The sequence below is a fragment of the Collimonas silvisoli genome, assembly GCF_018305005.1.
Classification (GTDB): domain Bacteria; phylum Pseudomonadota; class Gammaproteobacteria; order Burkholderiales; family Burkholderiaceae_D; genus Collimonas; species Collimonas silvisoli.
The window spans coordinates 1-26,429 of record NZ_JAGQEG010000082.1 but is presented as its reverse complement, the minus strand read 5'-3'; the positions used below and the strand labels follow the sequence as shown (position 1 = coordinate 26,429).

The following is a 26,429-nucleotide window of genomic DNA, read 5'->3' as shown; positions in this document are numbered from 1 at the left end:
CAAACCAGCCGATCGCACAGCGCCGCGACGGCAGGCAGCCGCCAATGAACGTGAGCAGCAGCCAGACCCGAATGCGGTGCCGGCCTTGTCTTTCCTGGCCTTGCCGCAAAGCGCCGCCAAAGCCGTCGAGGCCGAGGCCCAGCTTCAGTCCGGCAGCGAGAAGCAACCGCAATCCGCCGCAGACAGCCAGCTCAACGCGGCAATTGCCGCTGCCGGCGCTAAAACCGGAGCGCCCGCTACGGAGATCTCTGATAAAAGCGCTGCCCCGGTAAAAAGCACTACGCCGCTTGAAGCGTCGCTGCCATCGGCGGCCCAGCTGGCAAGCCAAGCAGGCTCCGCCAATGCAGCGCCGGCCAGGCCAAGCGCGCTGGCGAGCAAGGATGCCGGTAGCGGTGAATACACGCCGTTGACGCCTAATCCGCAACAGCAGATCAGCCTGACAGCCGCAAGCAACGCCGCCGGACAGCAAACGACGCCTGATGACAGCCACACCGGCAAGCATGACAAATTGGAAAAGCTGGGACGGCAGGATAGTCCAGCCGTAGCCAAGTCCGCCGCAGAACAGGCCAACGTCGCCAGCAGCACCAGCGTCAATGAAGCCGCCACAAGCAAGGCTAACGCCGGCCAGCAGAATCTCGATATCGCCACTCAGCTCAATCCAGCGCTGGCACACGGCCAAGCTGCGGTAGCGGCAACCGCAGCCAGCCCGACGCCGCCTGCTCCGGTCAAGTTGGTCCTGCCCCCCCCGGTGGGGAGCGACGGCTGGGGTACGGCGCTCGGCAAGCAAGTGGTCTGGATGGGCAATACCAGCAACCAAAGCGCTGAACTGCATCTCAATCCGCCGGACCTGGGGCCCTTGAAAGTCACCCTGACCATCAATGACAACCAGGCGCAAGCCATGTTTGTCTCGGCCCATCAGTCGGTGCGGACGGCGCTGGAAGCGGCGCTGCCGCAATTGCGCAACAGCCTGGCCGAAAACGGCATCAACCTGGGCAACACCTCGGTCAGCGCCGATACTCAGCAGCAGCAGCAGCAAAGCGCATTTGCCCAGAACCAGAGCGGCAACAGGGGCTCGGGCAATCATTTTCAGCTTGGCGCAGCGGTAAACGGATTGAGCGCCAAGGTCGAACCTAGCGCAGTAGCCGCTGCAGCGGCAAGCCGGAATGGCAACGGCAAGGTTGATATTTTTGCCTAACAGAAAAAAAAACCGAATTTCCGGGCGCAACAAATGCAGGATCTGAAGCGCTTTCTCCCTTTATATCAGCCGATGGTTCGACGCCCTTTTGGCAAAGAATGGACGCTGGAATTTGATGCAGGAAAAATCATGGCAACCATCACTAACGACGCAGTGGCAACACCTAAAAAAAGCAAGCTTGGACTGATCTTGATCGTCCTCACCGCGGCCCTGGCTGCGGCGGGAGCCGCTTATTATTTCACCAGCAAGCAAGCCAGCGCCAAGAGCGTCGCCGCACCGGCTCCAGAGACGCCGATCTTTGTTGCGCTCGATCCGTTCACCGTCAATCTGCAGACCGACGACCGCGACCGTTTCCTGCATATCGGCCTGACCTTGAAAGTGGCGGACGCCAAAACCCAGGCGCAGATTGTCCAGTACCTGCCGGAGACACGCAGCCGTGTCCTCAGCCTGCTGTCGAACCGCGATCCGAATTCCCTGATCACCGCGGACGACAAGAGCAAGCTTGCCGCCGAAATCCTCAAGGCATTGAACAAGCCCCTGGCCAGCAGCCAGCCGCCGCAACACATCACCAATGTGTTGTTTACCGCCTTCGTGGTGCAGTGAAACCGAGACCCAGCCATGGCTTATGAACAGCTACTGTCTCAGGACGAAGTAGATGCGTTGCTGCAAGGCGTCACCGGCGAGACCGACGCCGTCGCCGCGCCGGCGCCAAGTCCGGACGGGGTGCAGACCTACAATCTCGGCACCCAGGAACGTATCGTGCGCGGCCGCATGCATACGCTGGAAATCATTAACGAGCGTTTTGCCCGTCAGTTGCGCAGCTCGCTCTTCAATTTCATGCGCCGCAGCGCCGATATTTCGGTAGGCGCGGTGCATGTCCAGAAATACAGCGAATTCATCCGCCATCTGCCGGTGCCGGCCAATATCAACCTGCTGCACATGAAACCGTTGCGCGGCACGGCGCTGTTTGTGTTCGATCCGAATCTGGTGTTTCTGGTGGTCGACAATCTGTTCGGCGGCGACGGCCGTTTTCACATGCGGGTCGAAGGCCGCGATTTCACCCAGACCGAGCAGCGCATCATCACTCGCCTGCTGAGCCTGGCGCTGGACAGTTACGGCAGCGCCTGGAATCCGATTTATCCGCTCGAATTCGAATACGTGCGGGCCGAAATGCACACCAAGTTTGCCAATATCGCCACCCCGAATGAAGTGGTGGTCAACACCACTTTCCACATCGAGTTCGGCCCCATCGGCGGCGCTTTGCACATTTGCATTCCCTATTCGATGATCGAACCGATCCGCGACCTGCTATCCAATCCGGTGCAGGACGAGGTCGAGGTCGACAAGCGCTGGGTCAAGCAATTGTCGCAACAGGTGCAAAGCGCCGATGTCCAGCTGAAAGCCGATTTCCTGACGCTGCCGGCCACCATCGGCCAGCTGCTCAAATTGAAGATCGGCGATGTGCTGCCGATAGAAATGCCGGAATCGATTGTCGCCAAGGTGGACGGCGTGCCGGTGATGGAATGCGGTTACGGCACCTCCAACGGCCGCTATGCGCTGCGGGTTGAAAAAATGATCAATCACCGCGACGGTGATTTAAAAGGGAATGAACATGAGTGACGAAAACAAACCAGATCACATCACTGACGCCGACGACGACTGGGCCAGCGCGCTCGCCGCCCAGACTGCCGCATCGCAGCCGGTGTCGCAACCCGCGCCGCAACCGGCGGCTGCATCCAAGGTATTCCAGCCGCTCAGCGGCGAACCCGCCGAGGTTGCCAAAACCGATATCGACATGATCCTCGATATCCCGGTGCAGATGACTGCCGAACTGGGACGCACCAGGATCACCATCAAGAATCTGCTGCAACTGGCGCAAGGTTCAGTGGTCGAACTGGACGGCCTGGCCGGCGAACCGATGGATGTGCTGATCAACGGCTACCTGATCGCCCAGGGCGAGGTGGTGGTGGTCAACGACAAGTTCGGGATTCGCCTGACCGACATCATCACGCCATCCGAACGCATCCACAAACTGAATCGATGAAACCTTTGCACATGGGTTGGCCGGCGCGCCTAGCCTGGCTGTGGCTGGCATGTCACGCCCTGCCCGCCTCGGCTCTGATCGCCACGCCGCCGGCAGCGCCAGTGCCCACAACAATGCCGGCATGGGGCGCGAGCGGCTTGCTGCAAGCGGCTTCCGGCCTGGCTATCGTACTGGCGCTGATTTTCCTGTGCGCCTGGGTGGCGCGCCGGCTGGGACTGCAAAAATACAATAGCAGCCGCCTGGTAAAAGTGATTGCCAGCACCAGCATCGGTCAGCGTGAACGGGTGGTGGTGGTTGAAATCGGCGGCACCTGGCTGGCGCTGGGCGTCACGCCGGGACAGATTCAATCCCTGCATAGCATGCCTGCCCAGGAAATCACGGAAGACCCCGCGCTGCAAATCGGGCACAGCGCCTTCGCGCAGAAATTGCGCGAGTCGCTGGGACGCAAATAAGCACGCGTTCACGTCCGGCATTATTTACTTATTAAAACCGATAGGCAGAATGCGTCCTCTCTCCTTCCTTGCGCAGCACCGCAAACTGCTGTCAGCGTTTTTACCGACGTTATTCTTGGCTTTGAGCTTGGCACCGGCCGTCGCTGCAGCACAAGTGCTGCCCGGCATCACCAGCACCGCCGGCCCCGGCGGCGGCCAGACCTGGTCGCTCAGCGTCCAGACCTTGCTGCTGCTGACCTCGCTCTCGTTCCTGCCGGCGCTGCTGCTGACGATGACCAGCTTCACCCGCATCATCATTGTGCTGGGCTTGCTGCGCACTGCGATCGGCGCGCAGAGCGCGCCGCCGAATCAGATCCTGGTCGGCCTGGCGCTGTTCCTGAGCTTCTTCGTCATGTCGCCGGTATTCGACAAGGCCTACAGCGACGCCTACAAACCGTTTTCCGACAACAAGATCAGCGCCGAACAGGCACTCGATCGCGGCATCCAGCCGTTCAAGAAATTCATGCTGAAACAGACCCGCGAAGGCGATCTGGCCCTGTTCGCCAGGCTGGCGCAGACGCCGCAGATGCAAGGGCCGGAAGAAGTGCCGCTCAGGATACTGGTGCCGGCCTTTGTCATCAGCGAACTCAAGACCGCGTTCCAGATCGGCTTCACCATCTTTATCCCGTTCCTGATCGTCGATCTGGTGGTGGCCAGCGTCCTTATGTCATTGGGGATGATGATGGTGCCGCCCGCCACCATCTCGCTGCCGTTCAAGCTGATGCTGTTTGTGCTGGTGGATGGCTGGCAATTGCTGATCGGCGCCCTGGCCCAAAGTTTTTATACCTGATCCCTAGACCTTAGCCCTAGCCCCTAAAATGACTCCTGAATCGGTTATGTCGCTTGGTTACCAGGCGATGAAAATGACGCTCCTGCTGGGTGCGCCGCTGCTGCTGGTGGCCCTGGTCAGCGGCTTGATCATCAGCCTGTTTCAAGCCGCCACCCAGATCAATGAAATGACCTTGTCGTTCATTCCCAAGCTGCTGGCGGTATGCGCCACCATGGTCGTCGCCGGGCCGTGGATGCTCAATTCCATCCTCGACTACATGCGCCAACTGTTCTCCAGCATTCCGCAACTGGTAGGCTGATGTCTCCTGTTCTGTCCGTTACGTCTGCCCAGCTGAGCGCCTGGGTCGTGGCGTTTGTCTGGCCCTTCGTCCGCATGCTGGCCCTGATCAGCGCCAGCCCCGTCTTTGGCGAAAAGAAGGTGGCGCATCAGGTCAAGGTCGGCCTGGCTGCGCTGCTGGCGATTGCCATCGGCCCTACCCTGGGTGCGATGCCGACCGTGCCGCTGGTCTCCGCCGGCGGCGTCTGGATTCTGATCCAGCAAGTGCTGATCGGTTCGGCCATGGGGTTTTCCATGCGGCTGGTGTTTGCCGCGGTACAAGCCGCCGGCGACTATGTCGGCCTGCAGATGGGCTTGTCTTTCGCCTCCTTCTTCGATCCCAACAGCGGCGGCAACACCATGGTGCTGGCCAGCCTGCTGAACATGCTGGCGATGCTGATTTTCCTGGCGGTGGACGGCCATCTGATGGTCATCAGCACCTTGGTCGAAAGTTTCCACGTGCTGCCGGTTTCCGATGCGCCGCTGGCGGCCGAAGGCTGGTATTTTCTGACGCTGGCCGGCGCCAATGTGTTCTCGGCCGGGTTGATGCTGGCGCTGCCCCTGGTCGCCGCCCTGCTCACCTTGAATCTGGCCATGGGGATTCTCAACCGGGCTTCGCCGCAGCTGAGTATCTTTGCGGTTGGCTTTCCTTTGACACTGCTGGGCGGGATCATGATGCTGCAGCAGTTGATGCCGCATCTGGCGCCGTTTCTGGAACAGGAGTTTGCGCTGGGGCTGGCTGATATGCTGCATTTGGCGCAGGCGTTACGTCGGTGAAGGAAATTGGAGTCGCGGCTGATAGTGAGGTGGCGTTGTAACCCGCTTTCGTCGTTACTTAAAACGGTGGCTACTTCGTGGATGCATGCCGGGGGCGGCCCGGCAGCCGCTCACTTTCTTTGCTTCGCCAAAGAAAGTAAGCAAAGAAAGGCGACCGCAAAGCCGTTGCCTTCCCTTCGGTCAGGTTCCCAACTGTGCCGCTTGCCAGTCGGGTGAAGAGACCAACTCGCTTCGCTCAAACATGTCTCTTCACAATTCCCGACTGGCAAGCGGCACAGTTGGCAACGTCTCAATGCGGAATTCACTTCAACGACAACGGCAACAGCAACGGCAACGGCAAAAACGACACAAGCGGCGGGTTACAGGTAATTCAGCAATGAAATCTTCCGGATCTGTACAAAGGTCTGCTGTGTCGCCTGCAACGATATCTGCCGCTGGTACAACTCGGTGATCGCGCTGGTGTAGTTCAAATCCTGGATGTCGGATAAATAGCTCTTGTCCGACAGATTGCGGCTGTCGCCGTTGGTGTTGAGGGTATCGAGTTCTTGCATGCGCGAGCCTACCGATGAACGTACCGTCAGCACGTTGTCGAGCGAGTTGGATAACTTGACGTTGGCGGTGGCCAGGGAGTTCAGCAGTTGCGCCTTGGCCGCCGGGGTGCCGGTGTCGACTGGCGTTTTCAGCGCGCCGATCAAATCCTTGAGGGCGCCGAACATGTCGGGATTGGCGTTTTTTGCGGTGTTGACGGCGAAGCTGTCGCCAGTGGCCGGCGCTCCGGTCAGGGTGATTTGCAAGCCGCCGAATTGAATCGGCGCGCCGGATGTATACGTGCCGGGCGTTACTACCGGCGGCGTATCTGAGTTGGTGACGGTGAACGTGGTGGCCGAGGTGAAGTTGATCGAAAAATTCTTGCCGAAATCGGGATTGGTGGCGTCGATCACTGAAGTCGCGCCGTACACGCCATCGCCGGTATTGGCAGCGGAGGAAGTCGCGACGTAACCGGCGTTGCCTTGTGCGCTTTGGAAAATGCTGCGGCCGTCGTCGGTGCAGGCCATTTGCCGCGAGATGTCGACCTGCAGCAATTGCTGGCCTTGATCGCCGACATATTGCACGCCGCCGCCGGCCTGTGGCACGAAAGGCGCGCTGCCGCTCTTGAAGCCGGCGAACAGGAACTGGCCGTTGCCGTCATCGGTATTCGCCAGGCCCAGCAGCTGGTCGTAATTGCTTTGCAAGGTGGTAGCGATCGAGCCGCGGTCGGCGTCGCTCATGGTGCCGTTACCGCCTTGCACGATCAGGCCTTTAATGTTTTGCAATAGCGTGGTGACGCTTTGCAAAGCATTGTCTTCCAGGCCCAATGAGCGGGTTGCCTGGGCGCGGCTGGTTGAGTATTGTTCGTTGAGGGAAATCGATTGCGATGCGCTGAGCGCCCGGGTTGCGCCCAACGGGTCGTCGGACGGCGTCAGGATTTTTGACATGGCGCCGATCTGCTGTTGCACCCGCAACAGGCTGGTTTGCTGAGAGCCCATCGCCGCCAGGCTTTGATCATAAAACGACTGGGTACTGATACGCATCTTGTTCTCCTGGGTTACGGCTGGGTTACAGCTGGGTTACAGCTCAATTACAACTCATCCTTTCGGTGCGCTTAACAAACGCAGCTAACTGGGGTCAGAGTGAACTTTCTGCGCGCTTTTTGCAGAAACTTCACTCTGACTCCACTTAGCGGGCTACGGAGTATTGCCTCATCGTTAAAAAGAACAAAACCGCGTAGTGCGCTTTGTCTTTCTCCGAATCCGTCATGTGGGGTCAGAGTCAAGTTTCGCGATAAAGCACTGCGAAAGTTGACTCTGACCCCAGATGACTCAACTCATCCTACTTGCAATGTGGCCGCTAAAAGCGTCAATCAACCCGCAATCCCGAGGATCGCGTCAAACATGGTCGAGGCCGTCTGGATCACCTTGGCGTTGGCCTGATACATCTGCTGGTACATCAGCAGGTTGGCGGTTTCTTCATCTTGATTCACGCCCGACACCGATTGCTGAGCCGACTTGATTTGCGCGGCCAGGCTGGTTTGCGCGGTATTGGCGATGGTCAGCTGATTGGCTTTGTTGCCGATGGTGCTGACCAGCTGGCCGTAGGCGTCGGTATAACTGGCAGTGCCGCCGGCCAGGGTTTTCTTGTTTTGCAAGGCGCCTAGCAGCAGGGCGTTGCTGCCGTCCGAGACGCCGCCGGTATTCGGCCCGATAGTGAAGGTATCGCCGTTCACCGGTGTGCCGCTGACGGTGGCGGTGATGCCGTTGAAACTGTAGGCCGCGCCGGCGGTATAAGTGACGCTGGCGCCGGCCGCGTAGTTGACCACCGTGCCGTCCGGATTGGTGACCGTGACTGCCGCCGTGGCAGGAAAGCCGGTTAGAGTCGCCGGCGCGGCGGTGCTGTCGTATTTGAGTGTCAGCGGGCTGGCTAGCGGCGTCGCCAGATAGGTGGCGTCGACCTTGCCGGCACTGATGCTCCCGCTGCCCTGGTTGGTCGCAGTCTTGCCGGTGATGATGGGCGAAGCCGCCGCGATCTTGGCCGGATCGGTGACGGTTACCGTCAGATCGCGGGCGCCGGTGCGGGTTGGCTGCACCAGGAAAGAGTCGCCGATATTCGGCGTGCCGCTGGTAGCCTGCAAGGAGACGCCGTCGAATGTCACCGGCAAACTGGCGTAGCTGCCCAGGACTTTGTTGTCTGACAGGCGGGTCACGGAATATTGCGGGGTGCCGGCCACATTGGCAAAATCGACCCGGTAATCGCTGGTGGTCAGCTGGCTGGTGTCGCTGAACGATGGCGTGACTACCAGGCTGCCGGTATTGCGGGCATTGGCAATCGCAGCCGGGCTGGCTTGGGTAAAGAAATCCTGGCCGGCGGCGCCGTTCAAGTCCATGCCCAGCTTGTGCTGCGCATTGAAAGTATCGGACAAGCCGATTGCCATCCGCCCCAAGGCGTTCTGGGCATCGCCCAGGGTCTGGTTACGGAATTGCATCAAACCGCCCATCGAGCCGCCGCTGATCACGCTGTCTTGCAACTCCACCGCCACGCCGGCAGCGTTGACCAAGGCGACCGAGGTGTGGCTCGGGTCGGCGGCCGCGGTGACTGCCTTCAAGGTTGAGGCTTTGTCACCCAGCACCAGCGTCTGGCCGGTGCCGATAAATACATTGTATTGACCGCCGTCCTGCACCACCACCTTGGTCGCCACCAATTGGCCAAGGCTATTTACCAAAGTGTCGCGCTGATCCAGCAAATCGTTCGGCGCCTGGCCGCCGGCAGCGTTGCTGAGCAAGGCGATCTGCTTGTTGATGCTGGCGATCTGGGTGGCGTAAGTATTGATCTGGTCGACAGAACCGGCAATCTGATCGTTGACATTGGAATTCAAGCCGGTAAGTACCTGGCTCATGGTGCGGAACTGATTCGCCAGCGCCTGGCCGGAACTGATCAACTGCTGCCTCGCCGCCGTATCGGCCGGTGTATTGGCTACCGCTTGCACGCCTTTGAACATGGTCTGCAGCATCGGCGCCAGGCCGGTGGTCTGGTTGGCCAGCAGGTTGTTGATCTGGTTGATCTGGGTGGAATAAGTGCTCAGCCCCTGATTGGTCGATTGCGCCTGGTTCAGCTGCGAACTCAGGAACTGATCGTAGCTGCGGCTGACATCGACCACTTGCGCACCGTTGCCGAAGAAGCCGACGCTAGGGACGTAGGTGCCGCCGGCGGAGACTACCTGCGCCGATTGCCGGCTATAGCCGGGCGTATTCACATTGGCCGTATTGTGGCCGGTTGTCACCAATGCCGCTTGCGCCGCGTTGAGCCCGCTGAGCCCGGTATAAAACATGCTGTTGGCCATAATGCATTCGTCCTTTTAGAAGGCAACCGCCCGGCGTCGCTGCCAGGCTCACTTAAGGGATAACGGCAGCAGCCCGGAAAATTTGAGGGTCTCGATCAGTGGCATGAGAAAGAAATCAGAGGATCTGCTTGAGGATGCGCACCAGCTTCTCGCCGTACTGCGGATCGGTGGCGTAGCCTGCGCGTTGCAAGCCATGCGCCGCCTCGGCCGGATCGCGGGTTGCCAGCACCTGCGCATAACGCGGATTGCCGGCAAGGAAGCGGGCGTAATCGGAAAACGCCTCGTCATACGATGCATAGGCACGGAACGAAGCTTTGGTCTGCTGCGGCACGCCATTCACATATTCGGTGGTGGCAGCTTGCACCACCGGCCCTTTCCAGCTCTTGTCGGCCTTGATGCCGAACAGGTTATGGCTGCGGCTGCCGTCATCGCCCTTGATTTCGCGCTTGCCCCAGCCGGATTCCAACGCCGCTTGCGCCAGGATCAGTTGCGACGGCACGCCGCTGGCGCGGCTGGCAACTTCCGCCGAGGCGGTCATGCGCGACAGGAACTGGTCGACATGCGCCTGCGGATTGGCGCCGGCGCTACGGCCGGAACCATAATCGGCAGCGTCGTACAGGGATAGATTCTGCACAGTCGGCATGGCAGCCGCCGGCGCTGGATTGGGATGCGTATCGGCCCCTGTCGGCATCTTGCCGAGCGCCGATGGCTGCTGCTGGGACGCGGATGCATCCACGGCGCGGCTAAGCTGGGCCTGCATCGCTTCGGCCAGACCGAGGCCGCGCCCGGACAGGTTCTGCGCCAGTTGCTGATCCAGCATGGAGGTGTACATTTTTTCCTGCTGGCTGTCGAACATGCCATCCGATGGCGTCGCCTCGCGCATGCTTTTCAAGACCATCTGCATGAACATCGCTTCAAACTGGCGCGAGACTTGTTTCAAACCGTCTTGCGGCGAATTCCTGGTAGTGCGGCGCAAGGCGTCCACGCCCTGCACATCCAGCGCAAAGCGCTGATCCAGATCGCCGCTGCGGCTGCTAATGTTGGGACCGGAAACACTCATGCGCCACCTTAAATGATTTCAAGCTCGGCGCGCAAAGCACCGGCAGCTTTCATCGCCTGCAAGATCGAAACCAGATCCTGCGGATTCGCGCCCAGCGTATTCAAGCCCTTCACCACATCGGCCAGCGAAGCGCCGTTCTTGACCACTTGCAAAGCGCCGCCGGCCTGGTTCAGCTGGATTTGCGAAGTCTGCGTCACCACTGTGCTGCCGCCCGAGAACGGGCCAGGCTGGCTGATCACCGGCTGGGTATTGATCACCACCGACAAATTGCCATGCGCCACCGCGCAATCCAGCACCCGCACCGTCTGGTTCATCACCACCGAACCGGTACGGGCGTTGATGACTATCCGCGCCGCTGCTTGCGCCGGGGTGATATCGAGATTTTCCATGCGCGCCAGAAAACTTACCCGCGCTTCCGGCTGGGCCGGCGCGGCTACTTGAATCACGCGTGCATCGAGCGCAGTGGCGGTGCCGGCGCCGAAGCTGCGGTTGATCGCATCGACGGCTTTCTGCGCGGTGCCGAAATCGGAGACATTCAATTCCAGGGTCAAGGTGTTGGCTTCGCCCAGCGGCGCAGTGACTGCGCGCTCAACGATGGCGCCCGCCGGAATCCGGCCCGAGCTGAGCTGATTGATCTGCACCTTGCTGCCGTTGGCCGAGGCGCCGGCACCGCCGACCACCATATTGCCCTGGGCGATCGCATACACCATGCCGTCGCCGCCCTTCAGCGGCGTCATCAGCAAAGTGCCGCCGCGCAGGCTCTTGGCGTTACCCATCGAAGACACCGTGACATCGATGTTTTGCCCAGGTCGCGCAAACGACGGCAAGGTAGCGGTGACCATTACCGCCGCCACGTTCTTCAATTGCATATTGGTGCCAGGCGCCATCGAGATGCCGAGCTGCGACAGCATGTTATTCAAGGTCTGGGTGGTGAACGGCGTTTGCATGGTCTGGTCGCCGCTGCCGTCCAGCCCGACCATCAGGCCGTAACCGATCAGCGGGTTGTCGCGCACGCCCTGGATGCTGGCCAGTTCCTTGAGCCGTTCTGCATGTGCTGACGGCGCAATGCACGAGCAACAGAGCATCAAGAATAAGGAGAAACGCTGAAATAATGGTCGCATAGTCAGAGTCAAAATCAGAACGGCAAGACGTTGAGGAAGAAGCGCTGCAGCCAGCCCATGGTTTGTGCTTCGTCGATATAACCCTTGGCGCTATATTCGATTCTGGCGTCGGCCACCTGGGTCGAGGCCACGCTGTTGTTGCCGCTCACCGTGCGCGGATTGACCACGCCCGAGAAGCGGATGAATTCCGTGCCCTGGTTGATCATCATCTGCTTTTCGCCGCTGACCATCAGGTTGCCGTTGCCCAGCACTTCAGTGACGGTAACGGTAATCACACCGTTGAAAGTATTCGCGGCATTGGCGCCGCCCTTGGCGGTCAGTGCGTTGTCGGCCTTGGCGGCGGTGTCCAGGTTGCCGAACAGGCCGCCGAAGATCTTCGGTATCGCCGTCAAAGCGCTGCTGGTGCTGCCGTCGCGGCTGGCGTTGGCCGCAGAATTCTTGCTGGCGTTGACATTTTCACTGACGATAATCGTCAGGATATCGCCGACATTGCGCGGCCGCCGGTCTTCAAACAAAGCCTGGCTGCTGTAGCCGGATTGATAGATGGCGCCGTTCACCGCCGCCGCCGGCCGCACTTCGGCGCGGGCGGTCATCGGCTGCTGCACCAGCGGTTCGCGCGGCAATTGCGCGCAGCCGCCGAGCAGCACAGCCGTCAGCAATAACCCCCTGGCGCGACGGTTAGCGCAATGCTGCAATATCGGCCCCATCATCACAACTGCGTCAGACGCTGCAACATCTGGTCAGAAGTGGTGACCGCCTTGCTGTTGATTTCGTAAGAACGCTGGGTCTGGATCATGTTCACCAATTCTTCCACCACGTTCACGTTCGACGATTCGACATAGCCCTGGCTCAGCGTGCCGGCGCCATTCTGGCCGGGCGTGGTCTGATTGGCGGTGCCGGAGGCATTGGTTTCCGTGTACAGATTTTCGCCATTGCTTTGCAAGCCGGTCGAATTCAAGAAAGTCGCCAGCTGGATCTGGCCGACCTGGACGCTGGCGGTGCTGCCGGCCTGGGTCACCGACACCGTGCCGTCCTTGGCAATCGTCATGCTGGTGGCGTTTTGCGGAATCGTGATGGCCGGCTGCACCGGGTAGCCGCTGGCGGTGACCAGCTGGCCGGTCGAATCGGATTGAAACGAACCGTCGCGGGTGTAGGCCGTGGTGCCATCCGGCATTTGCACCTGGAAGAAACCCTCGCCGGTAATCGCCACATCCTTGGTATTGTCGGTCTTGGTCGGATTACCCTGGGTATGAACCCGTTCGGTCGCCACCAGCCTTACCCCGGTGCCGATCTGCAAGCCGGACGGCAGATTGGTCTGGTCCGAAGTCTGGCCGCCTACCTGGCGCATGTTCTGGTACATCAGGTCTTCGAATACGGCGCGGCTGCGTTTGAAGCCGGTAGTGCCGACGTTGGCCAGGTTATTCGAAATCACGTCGAGCTGCTGCTGTTGCGCGTCGAGACCGCTCTTGGCGATGGAAAGTGAACGCATCATGGTGAAATTCCTATCAAAAAATAAATTAGCTGCTCATGCTCAGCAGCTGATTAGCGCGCTGATCATTTTCATCGGCACTCTTGACCGCTTTCATCTGCATCTCAAAACTGCGCGCATTGGCGATCATTTCCACCATCGCCGACACCGGGTTGACATTGCTGCCCTCCACCGCACCGGTCTGCAATGTCACCGTCGGATCTGCATCCGGCGCGGCAACACCGGCCCGCATGCGAAACAAACCGTCATCGCCGCGCAGCAGATCGGCAGCCGCCGGATTGACCAGTTTCAACCGGCCGACCTGCGCCACATTGGTAGCCGGATCGCCAGCGCCGATGGCGCTCACCAGGCCGTCTGCGGAAACCATCGCTGCGGCGCCGGGCGGCACCGCCATCGGTCCGGCGTCGCCGATCACCGGCAGCTTGCCCATGGTCATCAACTGACCGTCAGCGCCCACCTGCAAATTGCCGACCCGGGTATACGCCTCGCCGCCGTCCGCGGTCTGCACCGTCAGCCAGCCGTCGCCGCGCACCGCGACGTCCAGCGGCCGCCCGGTTTCCGTCACCGGCCCGGTATTCATATCCGCGCCCGGCGTCGACGCCGCCACGAAAGTCCTGGTCGCCGCTTCCTGGCCGACCACCGGCACCGCGCGGAAATTATTCAGCTGCGCCCGGAAGCCGGGAGTCGACACGTTGGCCATATTGTTGGCTGCCGAGGCTTGCTGTTCCATGACCTGCTTGGCGCCGCTCATGGCGATATAGATCATGCGATCCATGTGTTCCCCCTGCCATCTTTGATTCCAGCGACGGCGTCAACGTTGGCAAAATCCTTCATCAGCGCATGCTCACCAAAGTCTGCATGACCTGATCCTGGGTCTTGACGGTTTGCGCATTGGCCTGATAAGTCCGTTGCGCAATGATCATGTTCACCAGTTCGGCAGTCAGGTCGACGTTGGAAGATTCCAGCGCGCCGGACGTCAAGGAACCGACCTTGGTGCCGGCGCCCGCGGTGCCGACCAGCGGCTGGCCTGAAGCTGCGGTTTCGGCCCAGACATTGCCGCCCTTGGATTGCAAGCCGTCTGGATTGGCAAACGAAGTCAGGACGATCTGGCCCAGGGTCTTGGTCTGTTCGTTCGAATACTTGCCGGTTACCGTGCCGTCCGAATTGATCGCAAACGCGGTCAGGCTGCCGGAGGTATAACCGTCCTGGGTCTGCTTGGCGACTGCGTTGTCATTGCCGAACTGGGTAGTGCCGGTCAGGTTGATCGTGAAATTCAACGGCGCCGCGCCGTTGGCAAGCGGAATGGCGGCAGGCGCCAGGGTGCCGGCGGCTGGCGTCAGCATCTTGCCGGCCGTATCGAAAGTCAGCGAGCCGATATTGCTGCTGGCGCCGCCATCCACGGTTTGGTAGACATCCCAGGCATTGGCTGCGGTCTTGACAAAGAAATTCGTGATCTCATGCGGGTTGCCCAGCGAGTCGTAGCCGGTCACCGCATTCTGGTAGTTGAAGCTGGTCGAATCGGTGGAGTTGAATGGCGTTGTGATCGGCACCGTGCTGCGCGAATCGATGTTGTATTGGGCGTTGATCTTGGTGGTGGCGTTCGGCGTCATGGCGGTAGCCGGCAGTTGCAACGCCGCCGGTGTGCCGCCGGCGATGCTGCCGTTGGCGCCGACTTGATAGCCGGTCACGCGCAGACCGCCGGAATTGACGATGTAGTTATTCTTATCGATATTGAACTGGCCATTGCGCGAATAGGATACTTCGCCGGAAGGGCTGGCCAGGCGGAAAAATCCGTCGCCGTTGGTGATTGCCACATCCAGTGCGCGCGTGCTGGTCTGCACCGCTCCCTGCGTGAAATTTTGCGAAACGCCCGCCACCTGGGTGCCGAGACCGACGCGCGACCCGGCATAGACGTCGGCAAACTGTACGCTGCCAGCCTTGAAACCCACGGTGCCCGAGTTGGCAACGTTATTACCGATCACATCGAGATTACTGGAACTTGCATTCAATCCGCTTACGCCTTGTTGAAAACCCATGGTCCTCTCCTTTTGAAATCAATTTGCAGCACCTTCTTACCTAGCTTCCGAATAGCGGAAAGACAGTTGAAAGAAAATGCCGAATCTATAGAAACTGTGGAAACTGCGAAGTTATAGAAACTGCTTAACGTCGCTCAATGCCGCCGTGCCGGCCGCACCCAGATTCAGGGTGACGCCGCTGGTACTCTGGGCCACGCTGGCTACCTGGGAATACGTCAGGGTGTTGGCAGCGACCGATTTGCCGCCGCTCGCCGCCACCACGTTGATCTTGTAGCTGCCGTCGCCCTGCGCTACCCCGCTATCGCTCTTGCCATCCCATGACATGGTCTTGGTGCCTTGCGGCAGCGCGCCGACGTCAATCGTGCGCACGGTATTGCCGGCGGCGTCGGTAATGGTGACCTTGACCGTATCGGCCGCGCCTTGCATGTCCAGCCCGAACGAAGTGGCGGCGCTATCCTTGAGCGCGACACTGCTGCCGGGAGTCAACACCGTATGGCCGATCAGCGACGCCGCCTGCAAGGTCTGGCTGGAACCGCTTTGATCGACCATCGATTGCAGCGTGGTATTCATTTTCTCGATGCCGCTGACAGTGCTCATCTGCGCCAGCTGCGAAGTCAATTCCGCGTTGTTCAATGGATTCAAGGGATCCTGATTGTTCAATTGGGTGACCAGCAATTTGAGAAAGCGCTGCTCCTGATCGGAACTGCTGGACACAGCTCCCGACAGCGCTGCCGCTGCGCTATTGTCGGTTGATGAAACGCCCGAAACTGCCATGGTGGTTTTCTCCTGAGACGGTACCGCTACGGCGGCCGCAAATTAATGGTTCAAATCGAAACTGCAATAAATCTTAAGAGTCGTGCAAATATCTTATTGGCCGATCGTCAGCGTCTTCAACATCATGTTCTTGGCGGTATTGAGCACCTCGACATTGGCTTGATACGAGCGCGAGGCTGTAATCATGTTGACCATTTCTTCCACCACATTGACGTTCGGCATGGCGACGTAACCGTTGGCGTCGGCCAGGGGATGCTTGGGGTCATGCACCATCTTCAGCGGCGACTGGTCTTCCACCACGCCCGCCACGTGCACCCCGCCGATGGCGCTGGCCGCATCTTGCTGATCGCCGGCCGCCACCTCGAACACCACTTGCTTGGCGCGATACGGCTTGCCGTCGGGGCCGGAGACGCTGTCGGCGTTGGCCAGGTTGCTGGCGGTGACGTTCATGCGTTGCGATTGCGCGCTCATGGCGGAACCGGCAACGTCAAAGATATTCATGGAAACATTGGAAGATGCCATTCTCTAATCCTGGTTGGCTAATACGGAAGAATGATTACTGCACAGCTGACAGCAAGGACTTGATCTGCGCACCGATGATGGTCAGGCCGGATTCGTAGTGGACCGCGTTATCGGTGAAATTGACACGCTCTACATCCATTTCCACGGTATTGCCGTCGATGCTGGACTGGGTCGGCACCCGGTACAGCAGATCCGGATCGTTGCTGATCGTCGCCTCGCCCTGGATGTGACGCGCAGAGGTGGTGGCCATCGTCACCGACTGCGCCTGCCGGCTCTGCGTCATGGCTTGCGTCAGGCTGCTGCTGAAATCGAAATCGCGCGCCTTGTAGTTAGGCGTGTCGGCGTGCGCGATGTTCGACGACAATACCTCTTGCCTGCGCGCCCGCAAATTCAGTGCTTCCTGTTGAAAGCGCAATGCTGAATCCAATCTATCAACCATCTTGTACCTACCCTCAACAGACCTTTTGATGAAAGCAATTATAGGTAGCGCTATCGAACGGCAATCGCGGGAACAGGTGGCTGAATAGACCTTAATTCAAATTCTCGCCCCACTTAAAATCCGCGCCTTAATTCAAGATGCGATTGTTCGAATGGATTGCATAAGCAGCGCCGGCGTCATTTCGGTCCGGGCAGATATCTGGCAAAATCGTCGAAACTCAGCTGGTAACCTTCCAGCACCCGCTTGATGGTCGAGCCGCTGGGATCGGTGACCCTGCCGGTCTCAAGCTTGCTCAGCACCGGCACCGACAAACCGCAGCGCCGGTGCATCGCCGTCAGCGACATTCTCTTGCCGTTCTCGCCGGCCAACTGCGAACGCATCTGCCGCAGAAATGCTGCCAGCGTGGTCGGGGTTTCTTGATTGAATTCGCTCACATTCGCCATTGGATATCCTTAGTTTGGTGGGGCCTGCCGACAAATATTGGCGTCGGCAATACGCGATGCTGCAAATCATTATAGGAAGCGCCCTTCAATCCAATGACCCAAACAACAGATGAATCGCCAGCCAGTTCGACGCTTGGCGATGGCCGGCTATTGTCTAGAATCTGATGGCGGAAATACCGTCGCAATGATTTTGAATAGGGAAGATTTCATATGCATGCAACATTATTCCGGCGCAGCCGGTTTGCACGCCGGTTGGCATTTACCTGTTTGCAGCTCATTGCGGCAGCCGGATTCAGCATCAGCAGCCAGGCCGCACTCGCCAGAGCGGCGGAACTGAGCGGTTATGCGAAGCCGGTGATCGAGCAATTCCTGCTGGCCCAGGCCAGCGGCTTGCCGGGCAAGGTCAGCATCCGCATCGACACGCCCATGTCAGGCGCCCTGCCGGCCTGTGATGCGCTTGAACCTTTTCTGCCCAACGGCGCTCGCCTGTGGGGCCGCGTCTCGGTCGGCCTGCGCTGTAACGGCGACAAGAGCGGTGACGCCGCAACGCCATCCTGGACCCGCTACATTCCCGTTTACGTGGCGGTAGTGGCGAATTATTATGTCGCCGTGCACCCCATCAACGCCGGCGACACATTGAGTGCTGCCGATATAGAGGTGCGCCAAGGCGATCTCAGCGCCCTGCCGCGCGGCGTCATCACCAATCCGCAGCAAGCCGCCGGCATGATTGCCTCGAACCGGATTGCCCTGGGCGCACCGCTGCGGCTGGAATTGCTGCGTGGCGCAACCGTGATACAGCAAGGGCAAAACGTCAAAGTGCAGTCGCAGGGCTCCGGCTTCGTGGTCAGCACCGAAGGACGGGCAATGACCAACGCCGCCGCCGGCGTCACGATCCAGGTCAAGACCCAGGCCGGTCAGATGCTGAGCGGTGTGGCCCGCGCCGACGGCTCGGTTGAATTGCCGAATTAGTGTCTGGTTGTGCAACAATTGCGACTATTTCAGCTGTAGCCCTAAACTTTTCGCGCCAGCAGCCGTTATACCGAACAGAGTCCGGGGCCTGTTAGCAGTTAATTCGGGAGATGCGTTCAAACCAAAGCGTGTGCTGGCAAGGCGCGTGGCGCAGCAAGGGGTGGTTCCCCTTGCAAGCCATGCAACGCAGTCCAGCGCACGCTTTGGTTTGAACCCGGAGGGAACGAGCCGTAGGCGTCGCATGCCGTTGTTGCAGCTCCATGTCGTAACATTCGGTAGTACCACTACGTCGCGTCGCTGCGCCTAGGCCTGCAACGCCTACGTCACGTTCGCACTCCCGAATTAACTGCTAACAGGCCCCAAAGGAAATATCTTGAAAATCGATCAACCCACAAAGCCGCTCAATAGTGTGTCGAACCAAGCCAATGTGGCGTCCAACAAGGATAATGCGGCCCGTGCCGCATCCGCTGACGCCGCAGCCACCGGCACCGCCAACAGCGCCAGCCCGACTATGCCAGCCGCCCTGAATTCCCTGTCCGCGCAAGTGCGCCAGCTGCAGACCCAGTTACTGCAACCCGGCGCCGGCGATTTCGATGCAGCCAAGGTGACCGAAATACGCCAGGCCATCAGCGAGGGCCGCTATCAGATCAACCCCGAAAAAATCGCCGACGGCTTGCTCGATACGGTACGCGACCTGCTGGGCAAGAAGCCGTCATGAACAGCGCACTGCTCAAGCATCTGCAGCAGGAGCGCGCCGTGCTGGAGACTTTTCTCGACCTGCTGGATCGGGAAGCCGAGGCGCTGATCAAGAGCCGCTTCGAGGAACTGCCGCTCATCACCGAACGCAAGGCCCAGCTGGCCGAACGCATCACCGCGCTTGAGCAAGTACGGGAACAGCGGCAACAGGCGGCCGGTTTTGGCTTGGGACGCACCGGCGGCGACGCCGCGGCGGCAGCCGGCGGCAGCGATCTGCAACAGATCTGGCGAGAGTTGCTGACACGTGCGGCCCAGGCCCGCGACAACAATCATCGCAACGGCATCATGATCCATACCCACCTGGATTTTGTGCGCCGCTCCATCAATTTCCTGCGCGCCCACGGGCAATCGCTGTATGGCGCTGACGGCCAGCATAAAGTTGGCTTGGGCAATGGCCATAGCCTGGCGTCGGGCTGAAATTTACACATATCCAAACTCGCAGCTAAGCTAGCTCGGATTACGGCTTCACCGGCGCCGCGTTAGCTGCATCGGGTATCGTGGGTTGGCTGGAAGCGCTGCCGGTCGAGCGCAGGCCGCACATCTCTGCGACGTATTCCGCGAACGCGTAGCTCGACTGCTCTTCCAGGCTGCCGTCAGGTTTGCGGGTCGCGCGCAGATACTGATATGTCGCAACCACCAGCTTCATCGCCTGGCCCTCCTGCACAATCATCGGCGCACCGAGCACAATCGAAGCCAGGCGGATCGCTGACTCAAGCGCCGCCATGTCTACGCCTTCAGCATTCTGATAGCGAAAATTCGCTCCTGTCGCGAGCCATTCCAATGAGCAGTTGGCGGCGCGCGAAATCTTCTCGGCCTTGCTGAGGCTCGGCTCCGATCCCGACAGATAGCGACGAATCAATCCCTCGCCAAGACCGGCTTTACGCGCGAACGCACTGACCGACGAATCGCCAATCAACGCGCGCAAGCGATCGGCGAAGCTTGCATCGCTAGGAAGCAAAGGCAGCGATATCGCGCCATTGTACGAATTAACATCAATATATTGCGACTTCATACTAAAGTTCCTATAATCGAATCCTCCTTGGGGAGGGGAACGCCGCCCATCGCGCCTCGTACTATTTTACGAGAAGGGAATAATTCTGTGCGTTCTATTCAGAATCGAGCCCGCGCAGAAGCCCTGATCGCTATCGACGCCATTCGCCAGGAACTATCAAAAAAAGGAGTATCAAAATGAACTGTCCGCGCGCTACCCTGTTGAATGACCTGACGCTATCCCGCATCACCGCCGGCATGTGGCGATTGATGGACTGGAATATGTCGGATCAGGAACTGCTCGGCTACATTGATGCTTGTCTCGCACTCGGCGTGACAAGCTTTGACCACGCGGACATTTATGGCGACTACGGCGTCGAAGATGCCTTCGGAAAAGCATTAAGGATACGCCCGTCGCTGCGCGCCGAAATCGAACTCGTCACCAAGGTGGGCATCGCCCTTGTATCGCCGGCCAGGCCTGAGCATCGCCTGAAACATTACAACACCGGCCCGGCGCACATCCGGCATACCGTCGAACGCTCGCTGCGCAGCTTCAACACTGACTATCTTGATCTGCTGTTGATTCACAGGCCGGATCCGCTGATGCGGTTCGACGAGGTCGCGGCGGAAGTGGAGAAATTAAAGCAGGCCGGGAAAATAAAGGCTTTCGGCGTGTCCAACTTTACGCCGGCACAATTCCAGGCCGTGCATTCCTTCACACCGCTGGCGACCAATCAGATTGAGCTCTCGCCGTTCCATACCAGCCCTCTCACGGACGGCACGCTGGATCAGTTGCAGAGTATCGGCGCACCGCCGATGATCTGGTCCGCGCTGGGCGGAGGACGTCTGTTTACCGAGGGCGACAGCGCCGCAGCGCGCATCCGCGCCACAGCGAGTCAAATTGCGGAGCGGCATGGCGTTTCAGTGCCGACCATCATCTATGCCTGGCTGTTGCAGCTGCCGTCCAGCCCTATCGTGATTACCGGCTCGCGTCGTCTGGGCGGCTTGCGCGACGCCGTAAGCGCTACGGCCTTGCAACTTGAGCGGCAGGATTGGTTCGCACTCCTGGAAGCCGCCACAGGCATCGAGGTCGCCTAGTCTTACTCAGATAGGCGCAGCATCAAATAATTTGCAGGCCATGATTGCAATGGCCTGTTTTTTTTACACTTTGGTGATCACCAGGCGCCCGCTCGTGACCTTGACCTTGATGCGGGTCTGCGGCGTGAAACCGGCCTCTGTCAGCCACAGCCCGTATAGCCGGATCCACGGTTTCTTGCTTGCCGCCCCGGGGTACAGACCTACTGTCTGACTCACCGCCGTTTGCCGGTAGTGAGCAAGGGGATTTTCACCAAACAAACATACTGACAGCAAAGTCTCTGGAAATTGTTAAGAATTGTCATGTCAAAAATTCAAGCTTATTTACTTGCCATAGCCTAATTGCAAAGCTTATAGTTGCCTCCTTTACCACTATGAATTCATGGACTTGATGAGGCGCTACAACATTGTTCACGGTGACACGACTACGGCTGGCGGGACGGTCTTCGCTACCCAGAGTTCCTCAACCAATATGGGCAAAACTCTCGCTGTGATTGGCGATACGGTATTTTGCCCCAAGTGCAAGACGACCGGCACTATAGTTCCTGACGGCCCGAGGTTGACGTGCATCTTCATGGAGAGTGAGGCGGCGCTTGATAGGGATTTGTGCATGTGTGCTTGCGATCCAAAGCCAAAACTCATCAATTCGCTGAACTGTATGTTCCAAACCATGACGGTTGACGAGGTTGTCGCGCAAGGGTTCGGATCATGGGTCGGCTACAAAGAAGAGGCATTCAACAAAACACCGGAATCGAGCGATGGCAAGCGCATCCAATTCATTGACAGCGAAACCAATGAACTTCTGGCAAATAGGAAATACGTTGCCATCGTTAACGGCTACAGGAGGCAGGGTGTCACTGATGGAAATGGATATGCGAACATCGACAGCCAACCAGGAAACGATATTCAAGTCCATCTCATCTTCGAAGCGCCTACCGGTACGCTAAAACCTCAACAGGTATAACCGGATAAGACCTTTACTACACCCGTACCAACACGTTAATAAATGGAATGCGCGATATGGCAGACGACGTACATTACAAGCCGGAGCACTGGACAAAGGCTCAAGCAGAAGCTGATTACAAAAAGAAGGCCGCAATTACGGTTACGGTCAATGATCGGGCTGCGACTCGGCAGGCAATCATCACCCGCGTCCGACAGAACGGGATGGAGTTTGTGGAGCGGTCGTCTTGGGGTGCGCACAAGAACCGTTCCGAGAAAATGAAAGATGACTGGGGCTACACCAAGCTAGCCATCCATCACGCCGGACGCAGCTTTTCATGCGGACCTGCCGTCCCACAATTGCAGGAAATTCAAAGCGAACAAATGAAGCGCATTTCGGCAGACGATATTGGATATCACTACGCAATCGATTGTTTCGGGAATGTCTTCGAAGGCCGTGATATTAGGTTCAAGGGTGAGCATGTCCATGAGTACAATACTGGCGTTATCGGTATTGTGCTGTTGGAAAACTTGGCAGAGCCGGAAGAAGGCGGGGACATCGTGTCTGTGGTGAAAAGAATCTTCAGCGCCATGGGGGCTAACGAGCAGCCTGTGGTGCCGGAAATACAGCGTGAATCGGCTACTAAATTTATCGCTATTTTGCGTGAGTTCTTTGCGATTACTACGCTAGGCGGCCATCGGGAGTTCCCTGGGCAGACTAGGGAAGGGAAGATTTGTCCAGGAAATGTAGGTTTAACGTTTGTGAAAAAAGCTCGTGCTGCTAGTGGGCTTGCGGCGCCATGACGGAATATTCAAATTCAATGCAAAAACCATTCAATAAAAAAATCGTCTATGCCGCCTCATTGGCTTTTGTATTATTGATTACCTGGTTGTTTGTAGGGTACGTGCGGTCGTACCTAGATGAGGAACAGCAAATTACTTTTTTCGTTAAGAAATTCCCCTCCTTTCAACTGGAATTTATCGATCCCTTTGCCAATGAGGCCGATAGCCCTGCTATTGCTGACCTTCCAGCAGAGGATAGAAAGGCGCTTGTTGATTACTGCAAGTACCGCTTTGGCGTAACGTCAGACAGCACCGAGGCATTGGGCGAATGCATCAAGAACATCCCTGGCTACCTAAAGTAACGGCAGAAAAGGATGGTTCACTAACGATGAGAGTTTGCTCCAACCATGAAAAAATAATACTCGTCGCAGTACCACTTGTCCTTGTGACTTGGCTTTTTGTCGGGCTGGATCGCTACGTTGGGGATCACGAAGTTGGTTCTGGTTGGGATCCGTTCATTAAGCATAAGCCGACAACCACTATGTTTTACAAGAATCCGGCCCAGTTCGGGCTTGACATGGAGCCGTTTAAAAGCTTGGATGAAGACGACAAGAAGAATCTGATTGAATATTGCCGGGTGCGATACGGCACTGATGACATCAAGCGCTGTTATGAATTGTTCCTTGCCGGTCGAGTGTAGTGCAGCGTGAGAATGATATGAGTCAATCGATTGTTAGAAGAGTGGTCTACGCGACTCTAGCCATTTTCGCGCTATGCGCGTGGCTATTCGTGGGCGTTGTGACTGTCGATAGAATGGAAGATGAGGGGTATCACGATATCTTCATCAAAAAATCGCCAACGTTTAGAGTGTCATTTTTTGACTCATATAAATCGGATGCCATCGGAGAGGAGTCTGAATATAGGAAACGCGAAGACGCCAATGGCGATTGGCTACCCGGCACTTACGAACTCAATGAATTCTTGAGCTACTGCAAATACCGATATGGCATTACCGTTGATGACCAAGAAAAAGCACGTTCTCTGTGCAAAATCGCAAACACAAGAAACTAACGAACAAGAAAAGGAAATTAGCGGAAAGGCATTATCGTGAAGGGCTTCGATAAAAATACGGCTGTACTTTTCGGCTAGGCGCAGCATCAAATAACTTACAGGCCATGATTGCAATGGCCTGTTTTTTTTACACTTTGGTGATCACCAGACGCCCTGCCGTAACCTTGACCTTGATGCGAGTCTGCGGCGTGAAACCGGCTTCTGTCAGCCACAGCCCGTATAGCCGGATCCACGGTTTTCTTGCTTGCCACTCGGGGTATAAGCCTACTGTCAGATAACGCTCCGGGTGTTTCTTTCTGGCTGATGCGGGAACGGTGTCTTTTCTGGGACGCGTGGATTGGAGAGAGGTTTCGGGCGTGCAGATCCAATTTGTTAGCATTGCGAACTCCTTTGGGTAGCGTTTAAACCGTCCTCTGCTTCCTAACAGGGTGGGCGGCAAATAGCAGGGTAGGAAGACCGGCACCCAAAAGCAAACCGGCAGCCCGAAGGCTCCCCACCGTCGCCGCCCATAAGCACGCGCAATGGTGTACGCACAAAAAAACCGCGTGACGCGGCTTGTGCGCTTTTAGGTATTCAGGCTTCCCAACCTGTTCCCTTCTTTTTCAGGGATGGAGACGACTATAAACGCTATTCGATGCGATGACAATCCATGCACGGTGCGGCCACGATTAATAAGACTTTGCGTATGCGCGCGCAAGTCCACCCGGTATTGCAGCGTCAAAGCGGTGAGCTGACTGAGATCTATTATTCAAAAGCAGGTAGTTGATTCTCTGAGCTAGGACGTCGACTCTCCGAGCATGGACGACTGGGTTTCGATCGAACGTCAACCAGTTCCGTACAAAATGCGCTCTTCGTCTACCTTGGAACGAACGGCGGCTTAGGTGGGTAGACCGGCCGTTGACGGAAATTTCTCAACGAACGGCTGGTTTTCCAAAGCCTGGCGGGCAGGTCTCGACCCTGAGCTGCCGGTTGTGCATCTTCAAAGGAGACGTTCCCCTCGCACGACTCAGGCTCCAACACAGTAAACATTTATTCCTGGTCAATACGTCCCACCTTCTTTTCTAGGGCTAATAACGGATTTTTTGCTCGATCCATCGAAGCCATTAATGAATTGGCTGCTTTCAACTCTTCTGGACTAAGGCGATCAGGCGGGGATAGGTTGGCCGCATCTTCGGAAAAAAAGGGGGTGCGAATAGCGGCAAAATATAGAAGCGCATGCGCAGTCACACGCGAAATAGGAACGACCTGACCACGTAGATACAGTCTCCCCATAGTAAAAAACGCAATGTTGTCGCCGTTGGCTGCTGCGCTGCGTATCCATTTTTTTGCTTCAGCGTTATCCTTATCAACGCCCTCTCCATTTAAATATGCCAGTCCCAGCGAAAGTTGGCCTGCCGCATCTCCGTGCTCGGCCGAGGACTTGTACCATTTGGCGGCCTCTACGAGATCCTTTTCTACGCACTGGCCGTACGAATACATATCCCCTAGTCGACGCTCGGCTTCAGCATGCCTTTGCGCTGCTGCGAGTCGAAACCAGGACAACGCTTCTTTATAATCCTGTTTGACTTTACGTCCTTGGTGATGCAGGAACCCAAGCCAATATTGAGCCATTTCGTTCCCTTGTTCCGCGGCTTTCCGATACCATGCAACTGCCAGTTCAATGTCTACTGCAATCCCTCGCCCTCTTTCGCACATCGTGCCAAGGCTGTATTGAGCGGTTGCGACTCCTGACTGCGCCATTTCCAGGTATTCAGAAAATGCGTATGCATAATTACCTCTACGATTTGCTTCCTGCGCATCAAGAAGTCTTGCATACACAGTACGACTTGAAAGTGTCGTGCCATTGGAAAGATGCACTTCTCCGGACTGTTCATCAAGAACATTTAGGCCCAAAGCAGCAGCCTCTATCAGCACGAACGGCTTTACTTTATTTACCAAAGCCGATTTAATCGAAATTCCATATGCGCCATCTGTCGTCACGCCGTCAAGCGGGCCATCACCCCATACCCACTCCTTCTTGGGTAAGGCTTTTGTCTCGGGAGAGCATATGCAGGGATAACGCGCTGTTAATCGCTGGGCGAACGACAAATATATGGGATTTTGCGGGGCTGTTGAATTAAGGAGTTTATCAACAAGCGATAGGGCTTCTTCCACGTTAGTCGGAAGAGCAATCTCTGTCGGCTGATCCCATATCTGTAACACATAACTCATAACATCTCGCCTAGGTAATTGGTGAACGTTGACGCCCTCTGCTGCTACAAAATAAGTATGGAACCAGAACAATATCCGGTGTGGAAGCGTGGTTGGCGCATGCTGCCATGCAAACGGTGTCAACGCAATATCGAATTCATGGGATACGGCAACGACCGCAATCGGGAACATGGTCGACTGACAGCTCATGGCCGTTGTGAGCCGGTCGCGACAGGCTGATTTAGACCCAAACGAGACGGCTG

Annotated in this window: 33 protein-coding genes; 17 read left to right on the top strand and 16 right to left on the bottom strand. The window is 57.7% G+C overall.

Features of this window, described 5'->3' with window-relative positions; translation table 11 throughout:
- From KHU33_RS19650 to fliR, 8 genes are all read left to right on the top strand, one after another.
- On the top strand, positions 1 to 1,195 hold a 1,195-nt coding region (locus tag KHU33_RS19650), incomplete at its 5' end, for a flagellar hook-length control protein FliK (protein ID WP_211466005.1).
- Positions 1,196 to 1,324: 129 nt separating this feature from the next.
- Complete coding sequence (fliL, locus tag KHU33_RS19645) at positions 1,325 to 1,798, top strand: flagellar basal body-associated protein FliL (RefSeq protein ID WP_211466003.1); 474 nt, start codon at positions 1,325 to 1,327, stop codon at positions 1,796 to 1,798.
- Between the two features lie 15 nt (positions 1,799 to 1,813).
- Positions 1,814 to 2,815, top strand: a complete 1,002-nt coding sequence (gene fliM, locus KHU33_RS19640) for a flagellar motor switch protein FliM (protein WP_211466001.1) — start codon at positions 1,814 to 1,816, stop codon at positions 2,813 to 2,815.
- The gene (gene fliN / locus KHU33_RS19635; RefSeq protein WP_211465999.1) at positions 2,808 to 3,239 is read left to right on the top strand and encodes a flagellar motor switch protein FliN; all 432 of its coding nucleotides are present in this window, start codon (positions 2,808 to 2,810) and stop codon (positions 3,237 to 3,239) included. The genes fliM and fliN overlap by 8 nt, the downstream gene beginning before the upstream one ends.
- Positions 3,236 to 3,691 carry a flagellar biosynthetic protein FliO gene (gene fliO, locus KHU33_RS19630; protein WP_230414414.1) on the top strand — a complete coding sequence of 152 codons (456 nt, stop codon included), beginning with the start codon at positions 3,236 to 3,238 and terminating at the stop codon, positions 3,689 to 3,691. The genes fliN and fliO overlap by 4 nt, the downstream gene beginning before the upstream one ends.
- 49 nt (positions 3,692 to 3,740) lie before the next feature.
- A complete protein-coding gene (fliP, locus tag KHU33_RS19625) occupies positions 3,741 to 4,520 on the top strand; it encodes a flagellar type III secretion system pore protein FliP (RefSeq protein ID WP_230414413.1) in 780 nt (259 codons plus the stop codon).
- A gap of 28 nt (positions 4,521 to 4,548) precedes the next feature.
- Positions 4,549 to 4,818 carry a flagellar biosynthesis protein FliQ gene (fliQ, locus tag KHU33_RS19620; RefSeq protein WP_211465997.1) on the top strand — a complete coding sequence of 90 codons (270 nt, stop codon included), beginning with the start codon at positions 4,549 to 4,551 and terminating at the stop codon, positions 4,816 to 4,818.
- Positions 4,818 to 5,612, top strand: coding sequence for a flagellar biosynthetic protein FliR (gene fliR / locus KHU33_RS19615; protein WP_211465995.1), 795 nt, complete (start codon positions 4,818 to 4,820; stop codon positions 5,610 to 5,612). The genes fliQ and fliR overlap by 1 nt, the downstream gene beginning before the upstream one ends.
- Before the next feature lie 359 nt (positions 5,613 to 5,971).
- Here the strand turns inward: fliR and flgL are convergent, their stop codons facing one another.
- The 12 genes from flgL to KHU33_RS19555 all read right to left on the bottom strand — a co-directional run bounded on the left by flgL (position 5,972) and on the right by KHU33_RS19555 (position 17,370).
- Positions 5,972 to 7,183: a flagellar hook-associated protein FlgL gene (flgL, locus tag KHU33_RS19610; RefSeq protein WP_211465993.1), complete on the bottom strand. Its 1,212-nt coding sequence runs from the start codon at positions 7,181 to 7,183 to the stop codon at positions 5,972 to 5,974.
- 329 nt (positions 7,184 to 7,512) lie between these two features.
- Complete coding sequence (flgK, locus tag KHU33_RS19605; protein WP_211465991.1) at positions 7,513 to 9,486, bottom strand: flagellar hook-associated protein FlgK; 1,974 nt, start codon at positions 9,484 to 9,486, stop codon at positions 7,513 to 7,515.
- Between the two features lie 115 nt (positions 9,487 to 9,601).
- Complete coding sequence (gene flgJ, locus KHU33_RS19600) at positions 9,602 to 10,546, bottom strand: flagellar assembly peptidoglycan hydrolase FlgJ (RefSeq protein ID WP_211465989.1); 945 nt, start codon at positions 10,544 to 10,546, stop codon at positions 9,602 to 9,604.
- A gap of 8 nt (positions 10,547 to 10,554) precedes the next feature.
- Positions 10,555 to 11,667: a flagellar basal body P-ring protein FlgI gene (locus KHU33_RS19595; RefSeq protein WP_407928302.1), complete on the bottom strand. Its 1,113-nt coding sequence runs from the start codon at positions 11,665 to 11,667 to the stop codon at positions 10,555 to 10,557.
- A gap of 14 nt (positions 11,668 to 11,681) precedes the next feature.
- Entirely contained in the window at positions 11,682 to 12,374 is a 693-nt protein-coding gene (locus tag KHU33_RS19590) for a flagellar basal body L-ring protein FlgH (protein ID WP_211466017.1), read from the bottom strand.
- 2 nt (positions 12,375 to 12,376) lie between these two features.
- Positions 12,377 to 13,159, bottom strand: coding sequence for a flagellar basal-body rod protein FlgG (gene flgG, locus KHU33_RS19585; RefSeq protein WP_211465986.1), 783 nt, complete (start codon positions 13,157 to 13,159; stop codon positions 12,377 to 12,379).
- Positions 13,160 to 13,184: 25 nt separating this feature from the next.
- The gene (locus tag KHU33_RS19580) at positions 13,185 to 13,931 is read right to left on the bottom strand and encodes a flagellar basal body rod protein FlgF (protein ID WP_211465984.1); all 747 of its coding nucleotides are present in this window, start codon (positions 13,929 to 13,931) and stop codon (positions 13,185 to 13,187) included.
- Positions 13,932 to 13,989: 58 nt separating this feature from the next.
- Entirely contained in the window at positions 13,990 to 15,192 is a 1,203-nt protein-coding gene (gene flgE, locus KHU33_RS19575; RefSeq protein WP_211465982.1) for a flagellar hook protein FlgE, read from the bottom strand.
- A 111-nt stretch (positions 15,193 to 15,303) separates the two neighbouring features.
- A complete protein-coding gene (locus KHU33_RS19570; RefSeq protein WP_211465980.1) occupies positions 15,304 to 15,966 on the bottom strand; it encodes a flagellar hook assembly protein FlgD in 663 nt (220 codons plus the stop codon).
- A gap of 93 nt (positions 15,967 to 16,059) precedes the next feature.
- The gene (gene flgC, locus KHU33_RS19565) at positions 16,060 to 16,488 is read right to left on the bottom strand and encodes a flagellar basal body rod protein FlgC (RefSeq protein WP_230414412.1); all 429 of its coding nucleotides are present in this window, start codon (positions 16,486 to 16,488) and stop codon (positions 16,060 to 16,062) included.
- A gap of 34 nt (positions 16,489 to 16,522) precedes the next feature.
- A complete protein-coding gene (flgB, locus tag KHU33_RS19560; protein WP_211465978.1) occupies positions 16,523 to 16,927 on the bottom strand; it encodes a flagellar basal body rod protein FlgB in 405 nt (134 codons plus the stop codon).
- Between the two features lie 176 nt (positions 16,928 to 17,103).
- The gene (locus KHU33_RS19555; RefSeq protein ID WP_211465976.1) at positions 17,104 to 17,370 is read right to left on the bottom strand and encodes a helix-turn-helix domain-containing protein; all 267 of its coding nucleotides are present in this window, start codon (positions 17,368 to 17,370) and stop codon (positions 17,104 to 17,106) included.
- A 210-nt stretch (positions 17,371 to 17,580) separates the two neighbouring features.
- Here KHU33_RS19555 and flgA point away from each other — a divergent pair, with 210 nt between their 5' ends.
- The 3 genes from flgA (at position 17,581) to KHU33_RS19540 (ending at position 19,512) form a co-directional block, all read left to right on the top strand.
- Entirely contained in the window at positions 17,581 to 18,339 is a 759-nt protein-coding gene (gene flgA / locus KHU33_RS19550; protein WP_211465974.1) for a flagellar basal body P-ring formation chaperone FlgA, read from the top strand.
- Positions 18,340 to 18,712: 373 nt separating this feature from the next.
- On the top strand, positions 18,713 to 19,057 hold the full coding sequence (gene flgM, locus KHU33_RS19545; protein WP_230414411.1) for a flagellar biosynthesis anti-sigma factor FlgM: 345 nt from the start codon (positions 18,713 to 18,715) through the stop codon (positions 19,055 to 19,057).
- Positions 19,054 to 19,512 (top strand): flagella synthesis protein FlgN, encoded by a 459-nt coding sequence (locus tag KHU33_RS19540; protein ID WP_211465972.1) that lies wholly within the window; start codon positions 19,054 to 19,056, stop codon positions 19,510 to 19,512. The genes flgM and KHU33_RS19540 overlap by 4 nt, the downstream gene beginning before the upstream one ends.
- Before the next feature lie 40 nt (positions 19,513 to 19,552).
- Here KHU33_RS19540 and KHU33_RS19535 read toward each other — a convergent pair whose 3' ends face one another.
- Positions 19,553 to 20,107 (bottom strand): helix-turn-helix domain-containing protein, encoded by a 555-nt coding sequence (locus tag KHU33_RS19535; RefSeq protein WP_211465970.1) that lies wholly within the window; start codon positions 20,105 to 20,107, stop codon positions 19,553 to 19,555.
- A 176-nt stretch (positions 20,108 to 20,283) separates the two neighbouring features.
- Between KHU33_RS19535 and KHU33_RS19530 the strand changes: the two genes are divergently transcribed.
- Positions 20,284 to 21,183 (top strand): aldo/keto reductase, encoded by a 900-nt coding sequence (locus KHU33_RS19530; RefSeq protein ID WP_230414410.1) that lies wholly within the window; start codon positions 20,284 to 20,286, stop codon positions 21,181 to 21,183.
- A gap of 63 nt (positions 21,184 to 21,246) precedes the next feature.
- Here the strand turns inward: KHU33_RS19530 and KHU33_RS19525 are convergent, their stop codons facing one another.
- Positions 21,247 to 21,399 (bottom strand): SymE family type I addiction module toxin, encoded by a 153-nt coding sequence (locus KHU33_RS19525; RefSeq protein ID WP_211465968.1) that lies wholly within the window; start codon positions 21,397 to 21,399, stop codon positions 21,247 to 21,249.
- Between the two features lie 163 nt (positions 21,400 to 21,562).
- On the opposite strand from KHU33_RS19525, the gene KHU33_RS19520 reads away from it, so the two are divergent.
- From KHU33_RS19520 to KHU33_RS19500, 5 genes are read left to right on the top strand one after another with little or no spacing between them, the layout of a single operon-like run.
- Positions 21,563 to 22,144, top strand: a complete 582-nt coding sequence (locus tag KHU33_RS19520) for a PAAR domain-containing protein (RefSeq protein ID WP_329956089.1) — start codon at positions 21,563 to 21,565, stop codon at positions 22,142 to 22,144.
- Positions 22,145 to 22,200: 56 nt separating this feature from the next.
- The gene (locus KHU33_RS19515; protein ID WP_211465964.1) at positions 22,201 to 22,926 is read left to right on the top strand and encodes an N-acetylmuramoyl-L-alanine amidase; all 726 of its coding nucleotides are present in this window, start codon (positions 22,201 to 22,203) and stop codon (positions 22,924 to 22,926) included.
- 17 nt (positions 22,927 to 22,943) lie between these two features.
- A complete protein-coding gene (locus KHU33_RS19510; RefSeq protein ID WP_230414408.1) occupies positions 22,944 to 23,267 on the top strand; it encodes a hypothetical protein in 324 nt (107 codons plus the stop codon).
- Positions 23,234 to 23,605, top strand: coding sequence for a hypothetical protein (locus tag KHU33_RS19505; RefSeq protein WP_211465962.1), 372 nt, complete (start codon positions 23,234 to 23,236; stop codon positions 23,603 to 23,605). Before KHU33_RS19510 ends, KHU33_RS19505 begins: the two co-directional genes overlap by 34 nt.
- Positions 23,606 to 23,622: 17 nt before the next feature.
- Positions 23,623 to 23,976, top strand: a complete 354-nt coding sequence (locus KHU33_RS19500; protein ID WP_211465960.1) for a hypothetical protein — start codon at positions 23,623 to 23,625, stop codon at positions 23,974 to 23,976.
- Positions 23,977 to 24,103: 127 nt separating this feature from the next.
- Here KHU33_RS19500 and KHU33_RS19495 read toward each other — a convergent pair whose 3' ends face one another.
- Complete coding sequence (locus KHU33_RS19495) at positions 24,104 to 24,355, bottom strand: SymE family type I addiction module toxin (RefSeq protein ID WP_211465958.1); 252 nt, start codon at positions 24,353 to 24,355, stop codon at positions 24,104 to 24,106.
- A gap of 650 nt (positions 24,356 to 25,005) precedes the next feature.
- Positions 25,006 to 26,429, bottom strand: a 1,424-nt coding sequence (locus KHU33_RS19490; RefSeq protein WP_211465956.1) for a tetratricopeptide repeat protein, incomplete at its 5' end; no start/stop codon positions are given.